The organism is Bradyrhizobium betae (assembly GCF_050632175.1).
GTDB lineage: Bacteria > Pseudomonadota > Alphaproteobacteria > Rhizobiales > Xanthobacteraceae > Bradyrhizobium > Bradyrhizobium betae_B.
This window is the reverse complement of record NZ_CP192576.1, coordinates 2,843,106-2,862,428: the sequence shown is the minus strand read 5'-3', so window position 1 is coordinate 2,862,428 and position 19,323 is coordinate 2,843,106. Positions and strand designations below refer to the sequence as shown.

Here is a 19,323-nt window from a genome sequence, read left to right as displayed (position 1 = left end):
ACCTCAGTTCGCTGCTTCAGCCGCCGGCGCCGCCTTCGCGCCACCCTTGGCGACACCGACCAGAGCCGGGCGCAGCACGCGCTCGCCGATGGTGTAGCCGGCCTGCATGACTTGCACGACGGTGCCCGCCGGCACAGACGCATCAGGCACTTCGTACATGGCCTGATGGAAGTTCGGGTCGAACTTCTGGCCCTGCGGATCGAGCTTCTTCACGCCGTGCTTTTCCAATGCATTGAGCAGCGAACGCTCGGTGAGTTCGACGCCCTCGATCAACGAGGTCAAGCCGGGATCGGCAGCAGCCCGCGCTTCAGCCGGGACGGCATCGAGCGCGCGCTGGAGGTTGTCGGCGATGTCGAGCACGTCGCGGGCAAAGCCGGTGATGCCGTAGAGCTTGGAATCGGCGACCTCCTTGGCGGTGCGCTTGCGCAGATTCTCCATCTCGGCCAGCGTCCGCAGCATGCGATCGCGCGACTCGGCGGCCTCCTTCTGCAACAGCTCGACCGAACCCGGCTCGGGATCGTCGGGCATGATGTAGGGCTTTGACACCACGGGCTCGCCGGTCGGCGGGGTCGTGTCGTCGGGCTGCCGGTCTCGATCGGTCATCGGCTCTCTTCTCGAACTCGTCTGGACTTGAAGTCGTGTGGGATTTTGCTGGCCCGGATATCGTGCTTCGGGCGGTGAAAATCAAGCGCCCGTGATCGCGGGACCGCCGGTCAGCCCCCAGAAGGCGGCTGACGATGCGGGCGGCGTAGTCCACGGTCGGGATCACGCGGGCATAATTCAGCCGTGTCGGCCCGATCACCCCCAAAACACCGACGATGTGGCCGGCGGCATCCCGATAGGGCGAGATGATGGTGGAGGAGCCGGATAGCGAAAACAGCTTGTTCTCGCTGCCGATGAAGATTCTGACGCCCTCGGCCGTCTCGGCGCGACCGAGCAGATCGACCACGCCGCGCTTGGTCTCGAGATCGTCAAACAGCAGCCGGACCCGGCTCGAGGTCCTCCAGAGCGTGCAGATCCTCCAGCAGATTGGCGTGGCCACGCACGATCAGCTGACGATTTTCATTCTCGCCGCCGGACCAACTGGCGATGCCGGCTGCGATCACCTTCTGGGTAAGCTGGTCGAGTTCGGCACGGGCTTCGCCGAGTGCCGTTTCGAGCTCAAGCCGGGCCTCGGCCAACGTCCGCCCGCGAATCCGCGCATTGAGGAAATTGCCGGCCTCCGTCAGGGCCGAGGACGGAACTCCGGGTGGCAAGGTCAACACGCGGTTTTCGACCTGGCCGTCCTCGCCGACCAGGATCACCAGCGCCTTCTCGGGTTCCAGCCGGACGAATTCGATGTGCTTCAGCCGCGAATTGGATTTTGGCGTCAGCACCACGGCGGCGGCACGGGTGAGGCCGGACAGCCGCGTCAGCGCCTCCGACAGCGCCGCCTCGACCGACTGGGCGTGGCCCACCGACGTCAATTGGCTCTGGATCGACTGCCGCTCGGCGTCGTTGAGGTCGCCGACCTGCATCAACGCGTCGACGAAGAAGCGCAGGCCGAGTTCCGTCGGCAACCGGCCGGCGGAGGTGTGCGGCGCATAGATCAGGCCGAGCTGCTCCAGATCGGCCATGACGTTGCGCACCGAGGCCGGCGACAGCGGCATGGCGATCAGGCGGGAGATATTGCGCGAGCCCACCGGCTCGCCGGTCGCCAGATAGCTTTCGACAATTTGACGAAAGATGTCGCGGGAACGCTCGTTGAGCTGGGCGAGGCCCGCGCGCGGCGCGATCAGATGGATCGGATCGTGATGGGCCACAAACGGTAACTCCTCTCAGACGCTTGTAATTTGTCTATCCGCACCGCTCCTGACAAGCGTGGTCTTGCGGTTGTTTGACGGTTGCCTGGGGACCGAAAAGGCCTTGCCGCTCACCCTCACCCCACCTACAAGCACCGCGAACAGCCTATTCCCAAGAGTTTCTCACGAGTTTTGGAGGATTTCCCATGCGGCCAAGCCGCCGTGCGCCCGACGAACTGCGCCCCGTGACGCTGGAGCGCGGTGTGGTCAAATATGCGGAAGGCTCCTGCCTGGTGAAATTCGGCGACACCCATGTGCTGGTCACCGCGACGCTGGAGGACCGCCTGCCGCCATGGCTGAAAGGCCAGGGCCGCGGCTGGGTCACCGCCGAATACGGCATGCTGCCCCGCGCGACCTCGGAACGCACCCGCCGTGAAGCTGCCGCGGGCAAGCAGAGCGGCCGTACCGTCGAGATCCAGCGCCTGATCGGCCGCTCGCTGCGTACCATCGTCGATCTCGAAGCGCTCGGCGAGCGCCAGATCACGGTCGATTGCGACGTGCTCCAGGCCGACGGCGGCACCCGCACCGCCTCGATCACCGGCGCCTGGGTCGCGCTGGCCGATTGCATCAGCTGGATGAAGGCGCGCAACATGATCAAGGCCAACGTGATGCGCGACAACGTCGCCGCGATCTCCTGCGGCATCTATCAGGGCAAGCCGGTGCTCGATCTCGATTATGCCGAGGATTCGGCAGCCGAGACCGACGCCAATTTCGTCATGACCGGCGACGGCCGCATCATTGAAGTGCAGGGCACCGCGGAACGCGAGCCTTTCACGCAGGACGAGTTCCTGGCGCTGATGGCGCTGGCGCAGAAGGGCATCGCGCGTCTCGTGGACTTGCAGAAACTGGCCGTGGCGTAGTCAATAAGCCATGCACCGCCGAATCACCGGAAAGCTCGTCATCGCCACCCACAATCCCGGCAAGCTCGCCGAGATGAAGGAGCTTTTGGCGCCTTACGGCATCGAGGCGGTGTCGGCCGGTGAGCTCGGCCTGCCCGAGCCCGACGAGACCGGCAACGATTTCCGCAGCAACGCCGCGATCAAGGCTGTCGCCGCGGCGCAGGCGACGAAGTTGCCCGCCTTTGCCGACGATTCCGGCATCGTAGTCGACGCGCTCGACGGCGCGCCCGGCATCTACAGCGCGCGCTGGGCCGGCCCAAGCAAGGACTTCGCTGCAGCGATGGCGCAGATCGAGCGCCTGTTGCAGGAGCGTGGCGCGACCACATCGGACAAGCGCACCGCGCATTTCGTCTCCGCGCTCTGCGTCGCCTGGCCCGACGATCATCTCGAAGAGGTCGAGGCGCGTGTCGACGGCACGCTGGTCTGGCCGCCGCGCGGCACCGCCGGCTTCGGCTACGATCCGATGTTCCTGCCCAACGGGCACGACCGTACCTTCGGCGAGATGACCAGCATCGAGAAGCACGGTCTGCCGCCGCTCGGCCTCGGCCTGTCGCACCGCGCCCGCGCCTTCGTGAAACTGGCGGAGATCTGCCTTGAGCCGCGATAGAGCGTTTTCGAGCGAAATGGGTACCGGTTCGCGCCAGGAAAACGCGTCAAAACAAAAATCTGAAGCTTTTGGCGTTTACGTGCACTGGCCGTTCTGCCTGTCGAAGTGCCCCTATTGCGACTTCAACAGCCATGTCCGCCATGCAGCGATCGACGAGGCGCGCTTTGCTTCAGCATTTGCGCGTGAGATCGAAACCACCGCACAGCGCGCCCCCGGCCGCGAAGTCACCTCGATCTTCCTCGGCGGCGGCACGCCGTCGCTGATGCAGCCCGCAACTGTCGGCGCCGTGCTCGACGCGATCGGCAAGCACTGGAAAGTCGCCGGCGATGTCGAGGTGACGCTGGAAGCGAACCCAACCAGCGTCGAGGCCACGCGTTTTGCCGGCTATCGCGCCGCCGGCGTCAGCCGCGTCTCGCTCGGCGTGCAGGCACTCGACGATGCCTCGCTGAAGGCGCTCGGCCGCATGCACAGCGCGCGCGAGGCCCTCGACGCCGTTGCGATCGCACGCCGCTCGTTCGACCGCTATTCGTTCGACCTGATCTACGCCCGTCCCGACCAGACGCCGGCGATGTGGGCCGATGAACTCAAGCTCGCGATCGACGAAGCGGCCGAGCACCTGTCGCTGTATCAACTGACGATCGAAGAGGGCACGCCGTTTTTTGGCCTGCACCAGGCCGGCAAGCTGAAGACACCGGATGAAGCGGTCGCACGTGCGCTCTACGACGTGACGCAGGAGACTTGCGACAAGCTTGGCCTGCCCGCCTACGAGATTTCGAACCACGCGCGGCGCGGCGCCGAGTGCCGGCACAATCTGGTGTACTGGCGCGGCGAGGAATATGCCGGCATCGGTCCCGGCGCGCACGGCCGCCTCGACATCGACGGCATCCGCCACGCCACCGCCACCGAGAAACGCCCCGAGGCGTGGCTGATGCGGGTCGAGACCAATGGCCACGGCAACATCACCGACGATCTCCTCAACAGCGAAGAACGCGCCGACGAATTCCTGCTGATGGGATTGCGTCTGGCCGAAGGCATCGACCCCGAGCGTTACAAAGCACTTTCCGGCCGCCCGCTCGATCCCAAGCGCATCGCGCTGCTGCGCGAAGAGGGCGCGATCACAGTCGATGCGACGGGGCGGTTGCGCGTGACGAGCAGCGGATTTCCGGTGCTGGATGCAGTGGTCGCGGATTTAGCGGCGTAGCGAGCTGCCGTAGGGTGGATTAGCGAACCGTAATCCAGCTCTTCCGCTCTGCGGATACAAACAAGGGTGGATTACGCTTCGCTAATCCACCCTACCGCACCGTCGTCCCGAACTACGCCCCAAAACTCTTCGGCGAACCCGCGACCGCAACGCCACCACCCGTCGTGACCTTCATCACAGCAAGGCCGCGTTCATTGGTGCCATCCGCGCGGAAGCGGAACAGGCCGTCGATGCCGGCGAAGCCGGAGGGGTTGGTGAGCACGTCCGGCGAGAAGCGCGTCGGGCCCTGCGTGCGCGCGAGCGCGGCGACGAGCGCGACCGCATCATAGGCCAGCGTCGCGGTGCGGATCGGCTCCGCGCCGTATTTGGTGCGATAGCGGCCGGAAAACGCGCGAAAACCGGCCGGATCGGGCGCGGCATAGAGACCGCCTTGCAGGCTCGGACTGGCATAGACGCGCGGGCTGTCCCACAGGCCGGTGCCGAGCAGCTGGATGTTGCGCAGATTCGCGCCCGCGGCGGTCATCGCGTCGGCCACCGAGACGACGGCATCGCCGTCATCTGCAATGAACAGCGCATCCGCGCTGCCGAGCTGCTGCGCCACGGTGCGCGCCGGCGTGGCGCGATCAGCACCGTATTTCTCGAACGCGACGATGCGCCCGCCACGGCGCGGCACCGCCGCCTTCACTGCGGCCTCGACGACATTGCCGTAGGCATTGTCGGGCACAAGCACGGCGACGGAGCGCTTTCCGATGCTGGCGGAATATTCGACGATGCGGTTGACGTCGGACTCCGGCAGGAACGAGAGCAGATAAACGCCGCGACCGGCGATGCTGGAGTCGGTCGAGAACGCGATCACGGAAATATTGCGCGTGCGCGCGACCTGCGCGACCGCCGGAACCGATTGCGCGAACAGCGGACCCAGGATGATCTCGGCGCCCTCGTCCACGGCCTGCTGAGCACCCGCTTGCGCGCCCTGCGGGCTACCATTGTCGTCCTTGATCAGGAGCTGGATGTTGGGATTCTGGAACTCGGCCAGCGCCATCTCTGCGGCGTTGCGCATCGACTGCGCGGCCAAGCCCGCGTTCCCGGCAGCCGAGAGCGGCAGGATCAGGGCGACCTTGACCCCGCCGGTGCCGGCAGTCGTCGCCTGCTGTTGTGGGCCGGCTGGCTGGGCCGGCGGCGGGGAGGAACCGCCGAACGGACTGGAGAACTGGCTGAGACTCTGCTGCACGCCGGCGCAGGCCGACAGCAGGGGCGCGCCGAGCAACAGGCCGAGCGCGCTCCGCCGGGTCGCCCCCGATATTCGGGGCCCCTGAACGGGAGACTTTAGATCACGCGGGCCCGGCATGGCAGCTTCTCTTCTGACCGACCCTCGCCGGCCCGTCACAACACTCTTTCCACGACACAAGCCGCGGATTCAGGCATATTGTCGGCAAATAGTTAACTAAAACAAAAGGATAATATCCGCTTAACGCGGCCACTCCCTCAAGTCCCCGGCTAGCTGTCCACCGTCCGTTACCCAGCATCAAGGCGGCGTTTCCGCCGCGAATATGGCGCTGATGCTGCATTCCCTCTGCAATGTGATGCTGGATGGATCACATTCCAGTCTCCCACCCCATTCTTCGGTATGATCTTTTTCGCGGGAACGGTTCCCAGCCCCGGATATCATGCCTAAGTTCGTCTGATTATGCGCGCAAAGCCGGCCCCGATAAATACGCCTGAAGGCACAGACGCCGCCCCGCGCGGTTTCTCGATCGACGCCCATCGGCTCACCGCGCCGAAGGCAGCGCCGGGCCTGCATCTGGTCGCAACCCCCATCGGCAATCTCGGAGACATCACGCTGCGGGCGCTTCAGACGCTCGCCGGCGTCGATGTCATCGCCTGCGAGGACACCCGCATCACCCGGCGCCTGACCGAGCGCTACGACATCGCGGCGCAGCTCAAGCAATATCACGAGCACAATGCGGAAGCCGCGCGCCCCAGGATCCTGGAGGCGCTGGAACGCGGCGGCTCGGTCGCGCTGGTGTCCGACGCCGGCACGCCGCTGATCTCCGACCCCGGCTTCAAGCTGGTGCGCGAGGTCTGCGCCGCCGGCCATGCGGTCTATGCGTTGCCCGGCCCGTCCTCGGTGCTCGCGGCGCTGTCGGTCGCGGCACTGCCGACCGACCGCTTCTTTTCGAGGGTTTTCTGCCGGCGAAATCGGCCGCGCGAAGGTCGCGCCTCGCCGAATTGTCGCGCATCGATGCCACGCTGGTCATGTTCGACTCGGGCAACCGGGTGCAGGATACGCTGGCCGAGCTCGCCGAGATCATGGGCACCCGCGAAGCTGCGATCTGCCGCGAGCTGACCAAGCTGCACGAGCAGATTTCGCGCGCGACGTTGAACGAGCTTGCGCGCGATGCCGACACGCTGGAGACACGCGGCGAATTCGTGCTGGTGATCGCTCCGCCAGCGGCCGATGCCGACATGCTGACATCGGATGCGCTGGACGATCTGCTGCGCGCGCAGCTTGCCGCGCATAGCGTCAAGGACGCCGTGGCACATGCCGTCGCGCTGTCGGGACGTGCGCGCCGCGAGGTCTACGCCCGCGCGCTCGCACTCGCAAAGGACCTGCGGGGCGGCGATGGTGAAGACTGAGATGGCCAAGGAGCCGAAAGTCGCCTCGCCCGAGCGCCTCGCGGCGTTCCGCACCGGCATCTCGGCGGAAAGCCGCGCTGCGGCTTATCTGATGGCCAAGGGCTATCGCATCCTCGCCAAGCGCTACCGCACACCGCATGGCGAGATCGACATCGTGGCGCGCCGCCGCAATCTGATCGCCTTCGTCGAGGTCAAGGCCCGTGCGACGCTGGATGACGCCGCCTTCGCCGTGACTCCACGCCAGCAGCAGCGCATCATCGACGCCGCGCAAGGCTGGCTCATGGCGCATCCCGAGCATGCCGAATTCGAATTGCGATTCGACGCCATGCTGATTGCGCCGCGGTCACTTCCGCGCCATGTGTTGGCGGCATTCGACGCCTCGACCTGAAAGGCAGACCATGAAACTCAACGTCGCCGTCCAGATGGACCCCATCGCCCGCATCAACATCAAGGGCGATTCCACCTTCGCGCTGCTCCTGGAGGCGCAGAAGCGCGGCCACGGCCTGTCCTATTACACGCCCGACAAGCTCTCGATGGTCGGCGAGGACATCGTCGCTCCCGTCCAGCTCCTGACGGTGCGCGACGAGCCCGGCGATCATTTCACCCTCGGCGAACCCAGGCGCGAGGCGCTGAACGGCTTCGACGTGGTGCTGCTGCGCCAGGATCCGCCGTTCGACCTCGCCTACATCACCTCGACGCATCTGCTCGAACGCATCCATCCGAAGACGCTGGTCGTCAATGATCCCGCTTCGGTGCGCAACGCGCCGGAAAAGCTGTTCGTGATGAACTTTCCGAAGTTGATGCCGCCGACCCTGATCTCGCGCGACCTCGACGAGATCAATGCGTTTCGCGACAAGTACGGCGCCGTCGTGATGAAGCCGCTGCACGGCCATGGCGGCGCAGCGGTCTTCCGGGTGATGCCGCAGGACATGAATTTCGGCTCGCTGTTCGACATGTTCTCGGTGACGTTCAAGGAAGCGTGGGTGATCCAGCAGTTCATCCCCGAGGTGAGACACGGCGACAAGCGCATCATCCTGGTCAACGGCGAGTTCGCCGGCGCAGTCAACCGCGTGCCCGCCGCCGACGACCTCCGCTCCAACATGGTGCGCGGCGGCGCCGCGCAGGAAACCGAGCTCACGCCCCGCGAGCGCGAGATCTGCGCCACCGTAGGTCCGGCGCTGCGCGAGCGTGGCCTGCTGTTCGTCGGCATCGACGTCATCAACGGCAACCTCACCGAGATCAACGTGACCTCGCCCACGGGCATCCGCGCCATCGCGCGGCTCGGCGGCCCTGACGTTGCGGCGAAGGTCTGGGACGTGATCGAGCAGAAGCGGAAGAAGTAGCGCGGACCCGCAGCCCATCCGTCATTGCCAGCACAGCGAAGCAATCCAGAGTCCCACCACGGTGACAGCCTGGATTGCTTCGCTGCGCTCGCAATGACGAGATTGTGGGCCACGCCGCCCCACCCACCACTCATATTCCATTCACCATGACGCCGCGCGCCTCATCCAAACGCGGAAGCCGTCACGCGTGAAACTACGGGGCCATTGGCCGACCGGATAACGCCCCGTTCACCATTCGCCCAGAACGCGCATCGTGACTGGCCGTCACGCGCGGCCTTGCAACACCCCTTATACTTTTACTCCCTACTCATCGATGACGGGGAACCCGCCACGTGCGGTTCGAGTGCCCCGCGTCAGAGTAGAAGCGTATGAACACCGCACGCATTGTCGTTCTCGTCATCGCGCTGGGCGCCGGCGGCGTCGCCGCGTATCTGGCGAGCGGCTACGACAACAAGCCCGCGCCCGCCCTTCCCGTCGCCGAGAAATTGCCGACGGTCGAAGTCCTGATCGCGAAGAACGACATCCAGCTCGGCCAGGCCGTGAAGCCCGAGGATTTGCAATGGCAGTCCTGGCCCGCGGCAACGGCCAGCAGCGCCTTCATCCGCCGCGACAACAGGCCCGAAGCACAGACACAGATCGCCGGCTCGATCGCGCGCGTCCCGCTGATGCAGGGCGAGCCGATCCGCGAGCAGAAGCTGGTGAAGGCCGACGGCTCCGGCTTCATGGCCGCGATCCTGCCGACCGGCATGCGGGCCGTCTCCACCGAAATTTCAGCCGAGACCGGCGCCGGCGGCTTCATCCTGCCGAACGACCGCGTCGATATCGTGATGACGCGGCGCCTGAAGAATCCCGATGGCGCCAACGGTCCGACCGGCGGCAACGACCTCATCCTGTCCGAGGTCATCCTGGCCAACGTCCGCGTGCTCGCGATCGACCAGGCGCCGAAGGAAAAGGACGGCCAGAACGCCGTACTCGGCAAGACCGTCACGCTCGAACTCAAGCCGGAACAGGTCGCCACGCTCTCGGTCGGGCGCCAGGCCGGAACACTGACGCTCGCGCTGCGAAGCATCGCCGACGCCAACGCAATCGACCTCTCGGCTGAAGACCTTGCGCTCAAGCGTCAGGGCGGCGGCGTGAACGTGATCCGCTACGGGGTACAGGCGCGGCAATTGACGTCACAGAAGTGATGGTGGGGATACCATGAACGACGGGGATATTCGGACGGGCATGCGCCTTCGGGGAAGCGCACGCACTCGTTCTGGGCAGGGGCAATGCTGATGCTGGGGCTGGTCGCAGCCCCCGAAATCGCCAGCGCCGCGGATGCGCCGGTCGGTGACCAGGCGCCGTTGCAGGCGCCGGATCTCGACATCTCGCCGGTGTCGACCATCGCACCGACCCGCACGCGCTCGCTGTCGCTCGGCGTCGGCAAGTCGGTCGTCATCGACCTGCCGCGCGAGGTCAAGGACGTGCTGGTGGCAGATCCCAAGATCGCCAACGCTGTGATCCGCTCGTCGCAGCGCGCCTATATCATCGGCGGCCAGGTCGGCCAGACCAACGTGGTGTTCTTCTCCTCCGACGGTCAGCAGGTCGCCTCCTACGACATCGCCGTGAAGCGTGACCTCAACGGCATGCGCACCGCGCTGCGCCAGTCGCTGCCGGGCGTGCAGATCGAAGGCGTCGGCGACAGCGTGATGCTGACCGGCTCGGTGTCGAGCCCGGTCGAAGCGCAGCAGGCCGGCGACGTCGCCGCCAAGCTCGTCGGCGGCAGCGAGAAGGTCGTCAACAACATCGTCGTGCGCGGCCGCGACCAGGTGATGCTCAAGGTCGTCGTCGGTGAAGTCAGGCGCGACATCGTCAAGCAGCTGGGCGTCGATCTCAGCGCCAGCCTGAATGCCGGCACAGCGGTGGTGAATTTCAACAATTCCAACCCGTTCTCGGTCAGCGGCGGTCCGATCGTCAGCAGCAACGGGCTCGGCGTGGCCGGCCTCGCCAAGGGCGTCGCCACCGTCAGCGCCACGATGCGCGCGATGGAAAGCGCCGGCGTCATGCGCACGCTCGCCGAACCGAGCCTGACGGCGATCTCGGGCGAATCCGCCACCTTCATCGCCGGCGGCGAATTCCCGATTCCCGCGGGCTATTCCTGCGATCCGGTCACTCACGTCTGTACCACCCAGATCACCTACAAGAAGTTCGGCATCTCCCTGAACTTCACTCCGGTCGTACTCAGCGAAGGCCGCATCAGCCTGCGCGTCATGACCGAAGTCTCGGAGCTGTCGAACACCAACTCGATCACGCTGACGCAGGCGGTGTCCTCGACCTCGAGCAACTCGCTCACCATCCCCTCGATCCAGACCCGCCGCGCCGAGACCACGCTGGAAATTCCTCCGGCGGTTCGATGGCGATGGCCGGCCTGATCCAGCAGAAGACCAAGCAGGCGGTCAACGGCTTGCCCGGCATCGACCAGGTGCCGATCATCGGCGCGCTGTTCCGCAGCCAGGACTTCGTCAACAACGAGACCGAGCTGATGGTCATCGTGACACCCTATGTGGTGCGCGCGGTCGCCCAGAAGGAATTGTCACGGCCCGACGACGGCTTCGCGCCGGCCTCGGATGCGCAGACGGCGCTGCTCGGCCGCATGAACCGCCTCTATGGCATCGCGCGCCGCGTCGATCCGATCGAGGGCACGCACGGCGATTTCGGCTTCATCATCGACTGAGCGGACGGTGTGGGGACCGGGGCAAGAAACCGAGCAGGAAACGGGGCAAGAGGGGACCAGGCGATGACGACACCATCGGCCGATCGACGCCGCAGCTTGAGGATCGCGCTCGCATTGACGGGACTCTCCGTCATGCTGGGCGCCTGCAACACCACCGGCGAGATCGTCACCCAGACGGTGCCGACCGACTATCGCCAGCGGCACCCGATCGCGGTGCAGGAAGGCAAGAAGTCGATCGTGATTTTCGTCGGCAAGGCGCGAGGCGGCCTCTCCGCCGCGCAGCGCGCCGACGTCGCGGGCGTTGCCCGGGACTGGGTCCGCGAAGGCACCGGCTCCGTGGTCGTGGACGTGCCGGTCGACACCGCGAATTCACGCGCTGCGGCGGCGACTTATCAGGACATCCGGTCCGTGCTCGCATCCGGCGGCGTGCCGTCGCGCGCCATCGTCCAGCATCCCTATCGTCCTGAAGATCCCGGCCTGCTGCCGACCATCCGCCTGAGTTATTCGAAGATCGCCGCGGTCGCCGGTCCCTGCGGGCTGTGGCCGGAGGACATGGGTCCGAACATCCTCGACCCCGGCTACAACGAGAACCGGCCCTACTTCAATCTCGGCTGCGCCACCCAGCGCAATCTCGCGGCGATGATCGATAACCCCGCCGACCTCGAGCAGCCGCGCGCCGAGACCCCCGCCTATACCGCTCGGCGTGACATCGCCTTCGAACGGTACCGCAAGGGTTCGACCACCACGACCACCTATCCCGAGTCCGAAAGGGCCAAACTCAGCGACACCGGCAAATGACAGGCATCCACGACGAAGACGCGGACGACCCGCGGCACCCCGAGGAACACATTGCGCCGGTACCGCGCATCTCGGTACAGGCGTTTTGCGAGACCGAGCAGACGCTCGCCGCGATGACCGCGGCCGGGCAGGATCGCCGTCTTGCCAAGGCGCATCTCACCGCCAAGGGCGGCGGCCTCGCCGCGGCCATCGAAGTCTATGACACGATGCCGACGCCGAACGTCATCGTGATCGAATCCGACGGCACGCGCGACATTCTCGAAGGCCTCGACGATCTCGCCGGCGTCTGCGATCCCGGCACCCGCGTGGTCGTGATCGGCAATCCCAACGACACCGCACCCTATCGCGAGCTGGTGCGCCGCGGCGTCAACGATTATGTGGTCGGACCGGTCGAAACCCTCGACGTGGTCCGTTCGATCTGCAGCCTTTTCTCAGCCTCCGAGGCCATCATCACCGGCCGCGTCATCGCGGTCGTCGGCGCCAAGGGCGGCGTCGGCGCATCGACCGTCGCGCACAATCTGGCCTGGACCATCGCGCGCGACCTCGCGCTCGATTCCGTCGTGATCGATCTCGACCTCGCCTTCGGCACCGCCGGGCTCGACTACAACCAGGACCCGGCGCAGGGCATCGCCAATGCGGTGCTGTCGCAGGATCGCCCCGATACGGCGCTGATGGAACGCCTGCTCTCCAAATGCACCGAGCGCCTCAGCCTCCTTGCCGCGCCTGCCACGCTCGACCGCGTCTATGATTTCGGCGCCGAAGCCTTCGATGCGATCTTCGACACGCTGCGCATGAGCACGCCCTGCATCGTGCTCGACGTTCCCCACCAATGGTCGGGCTGGACGCGCCGCGCACTGGTCAACGCCGACGACATCGTCATCGTGGCCGAGCCCGATCTCGCGAATTTGCGCAACACCAAGAACATGCTCAGCGTGCTGAAGGCGGCGCGGCCGAACGACCGGCCGCCGCTGTATTGCATTAACCAGGTCGGCATGCACAAGCGCGCGGAAATCGACGTCAAGTCGTTCGCCAAGACCATGGAAAGCCAGCCGCTCGCGACGATCCCGTTCGATTCGAAGCTGTTCTCGACCGCGGCCAACAACGGCCAGATGATCGCGGAGGTCTCCAAGAGCCACCGCACCACGCTTCTGTTTCAGAACATGGCGAATCGTCTCGCCGGGCGCGGCGAGGTCAAGAAGCCGAAAAGCTCGCTGTTCGGACCGCTGCTGAAGAAATTGAAGGGAAGGACGGGTCGCAGCTCGGCCCCGCATCGCAAGGCGTCTTAAACCAAACGACAGGGCGGATTACTTGTCCGCCCGCTGCTGCTTCTTCGCCAGCAGCTGCCGCAGCGCCGTGACTTTTGCCGCGGCCTGGTCCGGCGGCAGATCGCCTTTCACGATGGTCTCGGCTTCGGCCTGTTTTCCCTGCAGCCCCACCACCAGCGCAAGATTGGCGCGCACGCGGGCATCGGCCGGGTTGCGCCCATACGCGCGGCGCAGCGTTTCCTCGGCCCGTGGCAGGTTGTTCTGGAGCATGTAGGACAGGCCGAGATTTGACAGGACTTGCGGCTCCTCCGGCACGATCTTCAGCGCGCTCGCATAATATTGCTGCGCCTCTTCGTTGCGGCCGAGCTGGTCGAGCGCGGCGCCTTGCGCCGACAGGATGCGCCAGTCGGGATCTTCCGGCGTATGCGCACGGCTGAGCACGTCGAACGCCTGCTGGAAATTGCCGCTGTCGGCGAGCGCACGGCCATAGCCGGCAAGCAGCGCCTTGTTGCTGGAATGATTGAGCACGGCCTGCTCCATCACCGCGACGGCCTGGGCCCGCTGGCCGGTCTCGCGCAACGCCGTGCCGTATTCGAGCGCGACGTTGGGATCGCCGGGATTGGCGCGGTAGCGCTCGCGCAGCGCGTCCATGTCCCGCCTGGGGTCGGCCTTGGCCGCCGTTTCCGACTTGCCGCCGAGCGCGCCGGTGATGTCCTCGATTCCTGTGGTCTGGCAGCCACCGAGGGCTAGCACAAGAAGGCCAGGAAGCAGGAATCTCGCCGGGGGAGAGGCAAGGGGCGAACGCTTGGACATACTCTGATCACTCGGCCACTGATCAGGGATGCTTACCGATTAACGCTAAAGTCCCGTTAAGGACGCGCGCTCGGATGGGCCTAGTCGGTGAACTCGGCACCGAATTCGCAACCGATGCGCCAGCGCAGGCGGCATTGGCGGGAATAGTCCGGAGCGAAGATGATCGTGAACTGCGGCGGCACTTCCAGGAATTCCGCCACCACTTTCACGCCCCCGTCCGAGATATCCGTGATCGTGCAGTCCCGTGGCAGCGAGCCCGCGCCAAAATGAATCTTGGCGAGCCGCGTGCACACCCGTCGTTCGCTTCTGCGGCGATTTGCAAGCATCTTGATTGTTCACCCGTTAGGTCACGGCCCATCCCGCAACTCCAGCAGTAGCGAATATTCGTTGGGATGTGCTGAGCGGAGCAGCTCGCATTCGAGGCGTAGTGTCCGCGTCGTGTTTACGATTGGTTAGGGTCGGTTGAGCCCGCGGGAATGTTCCTGTATTGTTCTTGCGTCAGGGGCCGGGCTCTGCTACCCCTAATTGTGCAAGAGGGCAGGCTGGTTCGGGCATGGTTCAGCGGGTTTCCACCGTCGCCTTTGAGGGGATCGAGGCCCGTGCGGTCGACGTGCAGGTGCAGGTCGCACCTGGCTTGCCGGCCTTTGCCATCGTCGGCCTGCCGGACAAGGCGGTGTCGGAAGCGCGCGAGCGGGTCCGCTCGGCGCTGATCGCCTCGGGTCTGGCGCTGCCGGCGCGGCGGATCACGGTCAATCTGGCGCCGGCCGACCTGCCCAAGGAGGGCAGCCATTACGACCTGCCGATCGCACTGGGGCTGATGGCGGCGATCGGCGCCATTCCGCCGGATGCGCTGACCGGCTTTACGGTGCTCGGCGAGCTCGGGCTGGACGGTTCGATCGCGCCCGTCGCCGGCGTTCTGCCCGCGGCGTTCGGCGCCAATCTGCGCGAGGAGGGATTGATCTGTCCGGCCGCGTGCGGCTCGGAGGCCGCGTGGGCGAGCCCGGACATCCAGATCATCGCGGCACACTCGCTGATCCAGATCGCCAACCACTTCAAGGGCACGCAGGTGCTGTCGCGGCCGGCGCCGAAGGTGCACGAGGCCGCCGCCTCGACGCTCGACCTGCGCGACATCAAGGGCCAGGAGAGCGCCAAGCGCGCGCTGGAGATCGCGGCCGCCGGCGGACATCATCTGTTGATGATCGGCGCGCCCGGTGCCGGCAAGTCGATGCTGGCGGCGCGGCTGCCGTCGATCCTGCCGCCGCTGTCTCCGGGCGAATTGCTGGAGGTCTCGATGATCGCCTCCGTCGCCGGCGAGATCGAGGGCGGCGCGCTGACGGCGCGACGGCCGTTCCGCTCGCCGCATCATTCCGCCAGCATGGCCGCGCTCACCGGCGGTGGCATGCGCGCCAGGCCCGGCGAGATCTCGCTCGCGCATCAGGGCGTGCTGTTCCTCGACGAGCTGCCGGAGTTCGATCCGCGCGTGCTGGATTCGCTGCGTCAGCCGCTGGAGAACGGCGAGGTCTCGGTGTCCCGCGCCAATCATCGCGTGACTTATCCGGCGCGGTTCATGCTGGTCGCGGCGATGAACCCGTGCCGCTGCGGCAATGCGTTCGAGTCGGGCTATGCCTGCAAGCGCGGCCGCATCGACCGCTGCACCGGCGATTATCAGGCCCGCATCTCCGGCCCGCTGATGGATCGCATCGACCTGCGCATCGAGGTTCCCGCCGTGACCGCGGCCGATCTGATCCTGCCGCCGCCGGCGGAAGGCTCGGCCGAAGTCGCCGTGCGCGTGGCGGCGGCGCGCGACATCCAGCTCGCACGCTACGCCGATGCCGGCCTGCCACAGGTGCGCACCAATGCCGAAGCACCGAGCTCCGTGCTGGAGGAGATCGCCAAGCCGGATGCGCAAGGCCAGAAGCTGCTGCGCGACGCCGCCGAGACCATGCGGCTGTCGGCGCGCGGCTATCACCGCGTGCTGAGGGTGGCGCGCACGCTCGCCGACCTCGACGGCACCGAGAAGATCGGCCGGCTGCATCTCGCCGAAGCGCTGTCCTATCGCGCACTCGCGGAAGATGTACGGCAGATGGCGTGATCATGCCGCGCATCAACCCGGCGGTAACGAGTTTCCTTTACGCTCTGCAAACCATAAGGCCCAAAGTTGCCCGTGCGAGTTCCACACAGGGCCTGGCGAGTAGCGTGTCATGTTGCGTTTCAAGATCCTGGCCTCGGTCGTTCCCCTGTTGGCGGCCGCCGTGTTCGCCCGCGGCGAAATCGTATCGGTCTCGCATCCCTGCATCGCCCTCGGCGAAACCTCGGTCGAGCTGACCTCGCTGTTCTGGACCGCCGGCGTCCATGTCGCCTTCACAGACGACCTGTCGCGCGCCACCGTGCGGGTCCGGATCACCGACGATGCCGATGACGCGGATTTCGCGGTCGTCGACGACGGCCTCGGATCCGAGACGGACTCCTGCGAGGCTCATCCGGCGAACCGCCTCATCACCATCGCGGCTCAGCCGGTCGACGGCGGTCCAGTCATCTACCTCTCCACCGACGGTCCGGCCGATTATCGCATCTATGTGCGCTCGAAGACGTTCTCGCAGCGCGAGGCGGCGGCGCTGATCGTCGGCGCCCATGGCGGCCAACGCCCGCTGCCGCTACAGGCCGCCTCGCTCTGACGATTCTCGAGCATGATCTTTCCGACAACCGCTTCACACTTTTCCGGATCATCCTCTGAGGATTAACACCTCGCTAACCCTGTTCGGAGCCGGAAACAAAGCCTCAAGCTGTTTGCAAGGTCGGCGAGACATCGTCGCAACCGGCGGCGGTGGGGTTTCGGACAAGAGTCGGGGTCGGTGACGATGGGTCGAACGTTCCGGATCAAGGTGCGCATGCGCCGCTTCAGGCGGCAGCATCCCAGAATCGCCTTCGCGATCCGTTCCTTCATGATCTTCTCGGCGACGTTCGGCGGCGCCTACGGCTTCGTCACCGGAAGCCGGTCCGAAACGTCTGGCTACGATCCCAATGCGTTCGCGATCGGCGCGAGCTTCCTGTTCGCGCTCGCCTGCCTCGGCCTCGCCACGCTCAGCATGCGCCTGCGCTTCGTCAACAAACGGATGCGCACGCTGGCCGCCCACAACGAGGCGCTGATCGACCGCAACTGGGAGCTGAAGGAAGCGGAAGAGCGCGCCCGCAGCCTGTTCGAACAGCAGGGCGATTTGATCGTGCTGCGCGATGATCAGGGCCGCATCACCTTCGCCAACGACGCCTATTGTGCGCTCGCAGGGCAGGCTCGCCGTGCGCTGGTCGGCACGCGTTTCAATTTCGACGTGCTGGAGCAGGGTGACAGCGCGCGCGAGAGCAACGGCACGCGCATTCACGACCAGAGGATCACCACGCCGCTCGGCGCGCGCTGGATCGCCTGGCGCGAGGGTTATGTTCGGCTCGATGCCGGCCAGCCCGCCGAATTGCAGAGCGTGGGACGCGACGTCACCGATCGCACCGAGACCGAGCGCGCGCTGTCCGACGCCCGCGACCAGGCTGACGCCGCCAACCGCGCAAAATCGCGCTTCCTCGCCATGGCCTCGCACGAGATCCGCACGCCGCTCAACGGCATCATCGGGATGGGCGGCCTCTTGCTCGACACCAATCTGACGCCGGAGCAGGCGACCTATGCCAGGGCGGTGAAGACATCAGGCGAAGCCTTGATGGCGCTGATCGAGGAACTGCTGGACTATTCCAAGATCGAGGCCGGCAAGCTCGATCTCGAGCTGCGCCCCTTCGCGCTCTCCAACCTGATCGAAGAGATCACCGAGCTGCTCGCGCCCCGCGCGCAGGCCAAGCAACTCGAAATCGCCGCCTATGTGGACGAGCGCCTGCCGCTGGAGGTGGTCGGCGACGCCGCGCGGCTGCGCCAGGTGCTGCTCAACCTTGCCGGCAACGCCATCAAGTTCACCGCGAGCGGCGGCGTCGCGCTGATCGTCGAGCCCGGCATCAGGCCGACCGAGATCAGCTTCCTGGTCCGTGATACCGGCATCGGCATCGCAGCCGACGCGCAGCAGCGCATCTTCCGTGAATTCGAGCAGGCCGACGAGCGCGTCGCCCGCATCTATGGCGGCACCGGGCTCGGCCTTGCGATCAGCGAGCGCATCGTCAAGCGCATGGGCGGCCGCATCACGCTGACGAGCGAGCCGGGCAAGGGCTCGACATTCGAGGTCGCAGTGCCGCTCGCGCCGTCGCAGACAGGCCCGGACCAGACGGCATTCCCGAGCCCTGATCTCACCGCCAAGTCGATCCTGCTGATCGCCGACGGCATCGAAGCGTCGCTGATCGCGCGGCGGCTGGAGCGCTGGGGCGGCCAGACCTGCCTGGTCTCGGATGGAGCGGTCGCCGAAGCACTGCTGCCGGAACGCTCGTGGCACGCGGTGCTGATCGATCGTGCCATCGGTGCTGCGGCCGCCGACCGTCTCGGCGAGATGGCCCGCACGCATGCCGCGCAACGGCTGGTGCTGCTGACGTCGAGCTCACGTCATGAAAAACTTTCGGCGGCCTTCACCGGATTCCTGGTGAAGCCGCTGCGCGCGGCATCGCTCGCCGCCCGTCTCGCACTGACGCCGGAGGTCGCCTCGCCCGACCTCGCGCCGGAGCCTGTCGAACCCACCACGATCAAACCGCCGGCGAAGGGCCTCTCAATCCTCGTCGCCGAGGACAACGAGATCAACGCACTGTTGATGCGCTCGCTGCTGACAAAGCTCGGCCACCGCGTCGTCATCGCCGTCCATGGCGAGGCCGCGCTGGAATCCTGGCTCGCAGCGTCAACGGCCGGCACCCCTTACGATCTCGTGCTGATGGACATCCAGATGCCGCATCTCGACGGCATCGAGACGACCAAGCGCATCCGCGCGCATGAGGCCGCCACCGGCGGTCACCATACGCCGATCCTGGCGCTCACCGCCAATACGCTGGTGGAGGATCGCTATGCCTGCTTCGAGGCCGGCATGAACGGTTTCCTGATCAAGCCGCTCGACCGTGACAAGCTCGCAGAGGCACTGGCGGGGCTGGCGGCATCACGGCAGCTGGCGGTCTGAATCCGGGATTTTATGGGAACCTCACCTCGGATATCGCCGATGCCTTCGGCGAAGGCGGGCGGGTCACGGATCGCATCAATCCGCCGCCGGCGCGACGGGACGGGCACGACTCACAGCCC

Annotated in this window: 16 protein-coding genes and 3 pseudogenes; 14 read left to right on the top strand and 5 right to left on the bottom strand. The window is 66.1% G+C overall.

Annotated features, from left to right (window positions below; all coding sequences use genetic code 11):
- Positions 1 to 3: 3 nt before the first annotated feature.
- Positions 4 to 603, bottom strand: a complete 600-nt coding sequence (gene grpE, locus ACQ86E_RS13860) for a nucleotide exchange factor GrpE (protein ID WP_431205848.1) — start codon at positions 601 to 603, stop codon at positions 4 to 6.
- A 115-nt stretch (positions 604 to 718) separates the two neighbouring features.
- Positions 719 to 1,802, bottom strand: a pseudogene (gene hrcA / locus ACQ86E_RS13855) (heat-inducible transcriptional repressor HrcA); the annotation flags it as partial.
- A gap of 185 nt (positions 1,803 to 1,987) precedes the next feature.
- Here hrcA and rph point away from each other — a divergent pair.
- The 3 genes from rph to hemW are packed head-to-tail and all read left to right on the top strand — an operon-like array spanning position 1,988 to position 4,548.
- The gene (gene rph / locus ACQ86E_RS13850; protein ID WP_431205847.1) at positions 1,988 to 2,701 is read left to right on the top strand and encodes a ribonuclease PH; all 714 of its coding nucleotides are present in this window, start codon (positions 1,988 to 1,990) and stop codon (positions 2,699 to 2,701) included.
- 10 nt (positions 2,702 to 2,711) lie between these two features.
- Positions 2,712 to 3,347: an RdgB/HAM1 family non-canonical purine NTP pyrophosphatase gene (gene rdgB / locus ACQ86E_RS13845; protein ID WP_431205846.1), complete on the top strand. Its 636-nt coding sequence runs from the start codon at positions 2,712 to 2,714 to the stop codon at positions 3,345 to 3,347.
- Between the two features lie 16 nt (positions 3,348 to 3,363).
- Positions 3,364 to 4,548: a radical SAM family heme chaperone HemW gene (gene hemW, locus ACQ86E_RS13840; protein ID WP_431206472.1), complete on the top strand. Its 1,185-nt coding sequence runs from the start codon at positions 3,364 to 3,366 to the stop codon at positions 4,546 to 4,548.
- A 112-nt stretch (positions 4,549 to 4,660) separates the two neighbouring features.
- On the opposite strand, the gene ACQ86E_RS13835 is transcribed toward hemW, so the two are convergent.
- The gene (locus ACQ86E_RS13835; protein ID WP_431205845.1) at positions 4,661 to 5,896 is read right to left on the bottom strand and encodes a penicillin-binding protein activator; all 1,236 of its coding nucleotides are present in this window, start codon (positions 5,894 to 5,896) and stop codon (positions 4,661 to 4,663) included.
- A gap of 339 nt (positions 5,897 to 6,235) precedes the next feature.
- On the opposite strand from ACQ86E_RS13835, the pseudogene rsmI reads away from it, so the two are divergent.
- From rsmI to ACQ86E_RS13795, 8 genes and pseudogenes are all read left to right on the top strand, one after another.
- Positions 6,236 to 6,882: pseudogene (gene rsmI / locus ACQ86E_RS13830) on the top strand (16S rRNA (cytidine(1402)-2'-O)-methyltransferase); the annotation flags it as partial.
- On the top strand, positions 6,859 to 7,185 hold the full coding sequence (locus ACQ86E_RS13825) for a hypothetical protein (RefSeq protein WP_431206471.1): 327 nt from the start codon (positions 6,859 to 6,861) through the stop codon (positions 7,183 to 7,185). The pseudogene rsmI and the gene ACQ86E_RS13825, both read left to right, overlap by 24 nt.
- Positions 7,172 to 7,573 (top strand): YraN family protein, encoded by a 402-nt coding sequence (locus ACQ86E_RS13820; RefSeq protein WP_431205844.1) that lies wholly within the window; start codon positions 7,172 to 7,174, stop codon positions 7,571 to 7,573. Before ACQ86E_RS13825 ends, ACQ86E_RS13820 begins: the two co-directional genes overlap by 14 nt.
- Positions 7,574 to 7,583: 10 nt before the next feature.
- Positions 7,584 to 8,528 (top strand): glutathione synthase, encoded by a 945-nt coding sequence (gshB, locus tag ACQ86E_RS13815; RefSeq protein WP_431205843.1) that lies wholly within the window; start codon positions 7,584 to 7,586, stop codon positions 8,526 to 8,528.
- 368 nt (positions 8,529 to 8,896) lie between these two features.
- Entirely contained in the window at positions 8,897 to 9,715 is an 819-nt protein-coding gene (gene cpaB, locus ACQ86E_RS13810; RefSeq protein WP_431205842.1) for a Flp pilus assembly protein CpaB, read from the top strand.
- A gap of 13 nt (positions 9,716 to 9,728) precedes the next feature.
- A pseudogene (locus tag ACQ86E_RS13805) lies at positions 9,729 to 11,244 on the top strand (type II and III secretion system protein family protein).
- Positions 11,245 to 11,307: 63 nt separating this feature from the next.
- A complete protein-coding gene (locus tag ACQ86E_RS13800; RefSeq protein ID WP_431205841.1) occupies positions 11,308 to 12,042 on the top strand; it encodes a CpaD family pilus assembly protein in 735 nt (244 codons plus the stop codon).
- Positions 12,039 to 13,328 (top strand): AAA family ATPase, encoded by a 1,290-nt coding sequence (locus ACQ86E_RS13795; RefSeq protein WP_431205840.1) that lies wholly within the window; start codon positions 12,039 to 12,041, stop codon positions 13,326 to 13,328. The genes ACQ86E_RS13800 and ACQ86E_RS13795 overlap by 4 nt, the downstream gene beginning before the upstream one ends.
- An 18-nt stretch (positions 13,329 to 13,346) precedes the next feature.
- On the opposite strand, the gene ACQ86E_RS13790 is transcribed toward ACQ86E_RS13795, so the two are convergent.
- Positions 13,347 to 14,120 (bottom strand): tetratricopeptide repeat protein, encoded by a 774-nt coding sequence (locus ACQ86E_RS13790; RefSeq protein WP_431205839.1) that lies wholly within the window; start codon positions 14,118 to 14,120, stop codon positions 13,347 to 13,349.
- An 80-nt stretch (positions 14,121 to 14,200) separates the two neighbouring features.
- Complete coding sequence (locus tag ACQ86E_RS13785; RefSeq protein WP_027534981.1) at positions 14,201 to 14,446, bottom strand: PilZ domain-containing protein; 246 nt, start codon at positions 14,444 to 14,446, stop codon at positions 14,201 to 14,203.
- 227 nt (positions 14,447 to 14,673) lie between these two features.
- On the opposite strand from ACQ86E_RS13785, the gene ACQ86E_RS13780 reads away from it, so the two are divergent.
- The 3 genes from ACQ86E_RS13780 (at position 14,674) to ACQ86E_RS13770 (ending at position 19,204) form a co-directional block, all read left to right on the top strand.
- A complete protein-coding gene (locus ACQ86E_RS13780; protein ID WP_431205838.1) occupies positions 14,674 to 16,212 on the top strand; it encodes a YifB family Mg chelatase-like AAA ATPase in 1,539 nt (512 codons plus the stop codon).
- 109 nt (positions 16,213 to 16,321) lie between these two features.
- On the top strand, positions 16,322 to 16,795 hold the full coding sequence (locus ACQ86E_RS13775) for a hypothetical protein (RefSeq protein ID WP_431205837.1): 474 nt from the start codon (positions 16,322 to 16,324) through the stop codon (positions 16,793 to 16,795).
- Positions 16,796 to 16,978: 183 nt separating this feature from the next.
- Positions 16,979 to 19,204, top strand: a complete 2,226-nt coding sequence (locus ACQ86E_RS13770; protein WP_431206470.1) for a response regulator — start codon at positions 16,979 to 16,981, stop codon at positions 19,202 to 19,204.
- Positions 19,205 to 19,323: the final 119 nt, after the last annotated feature.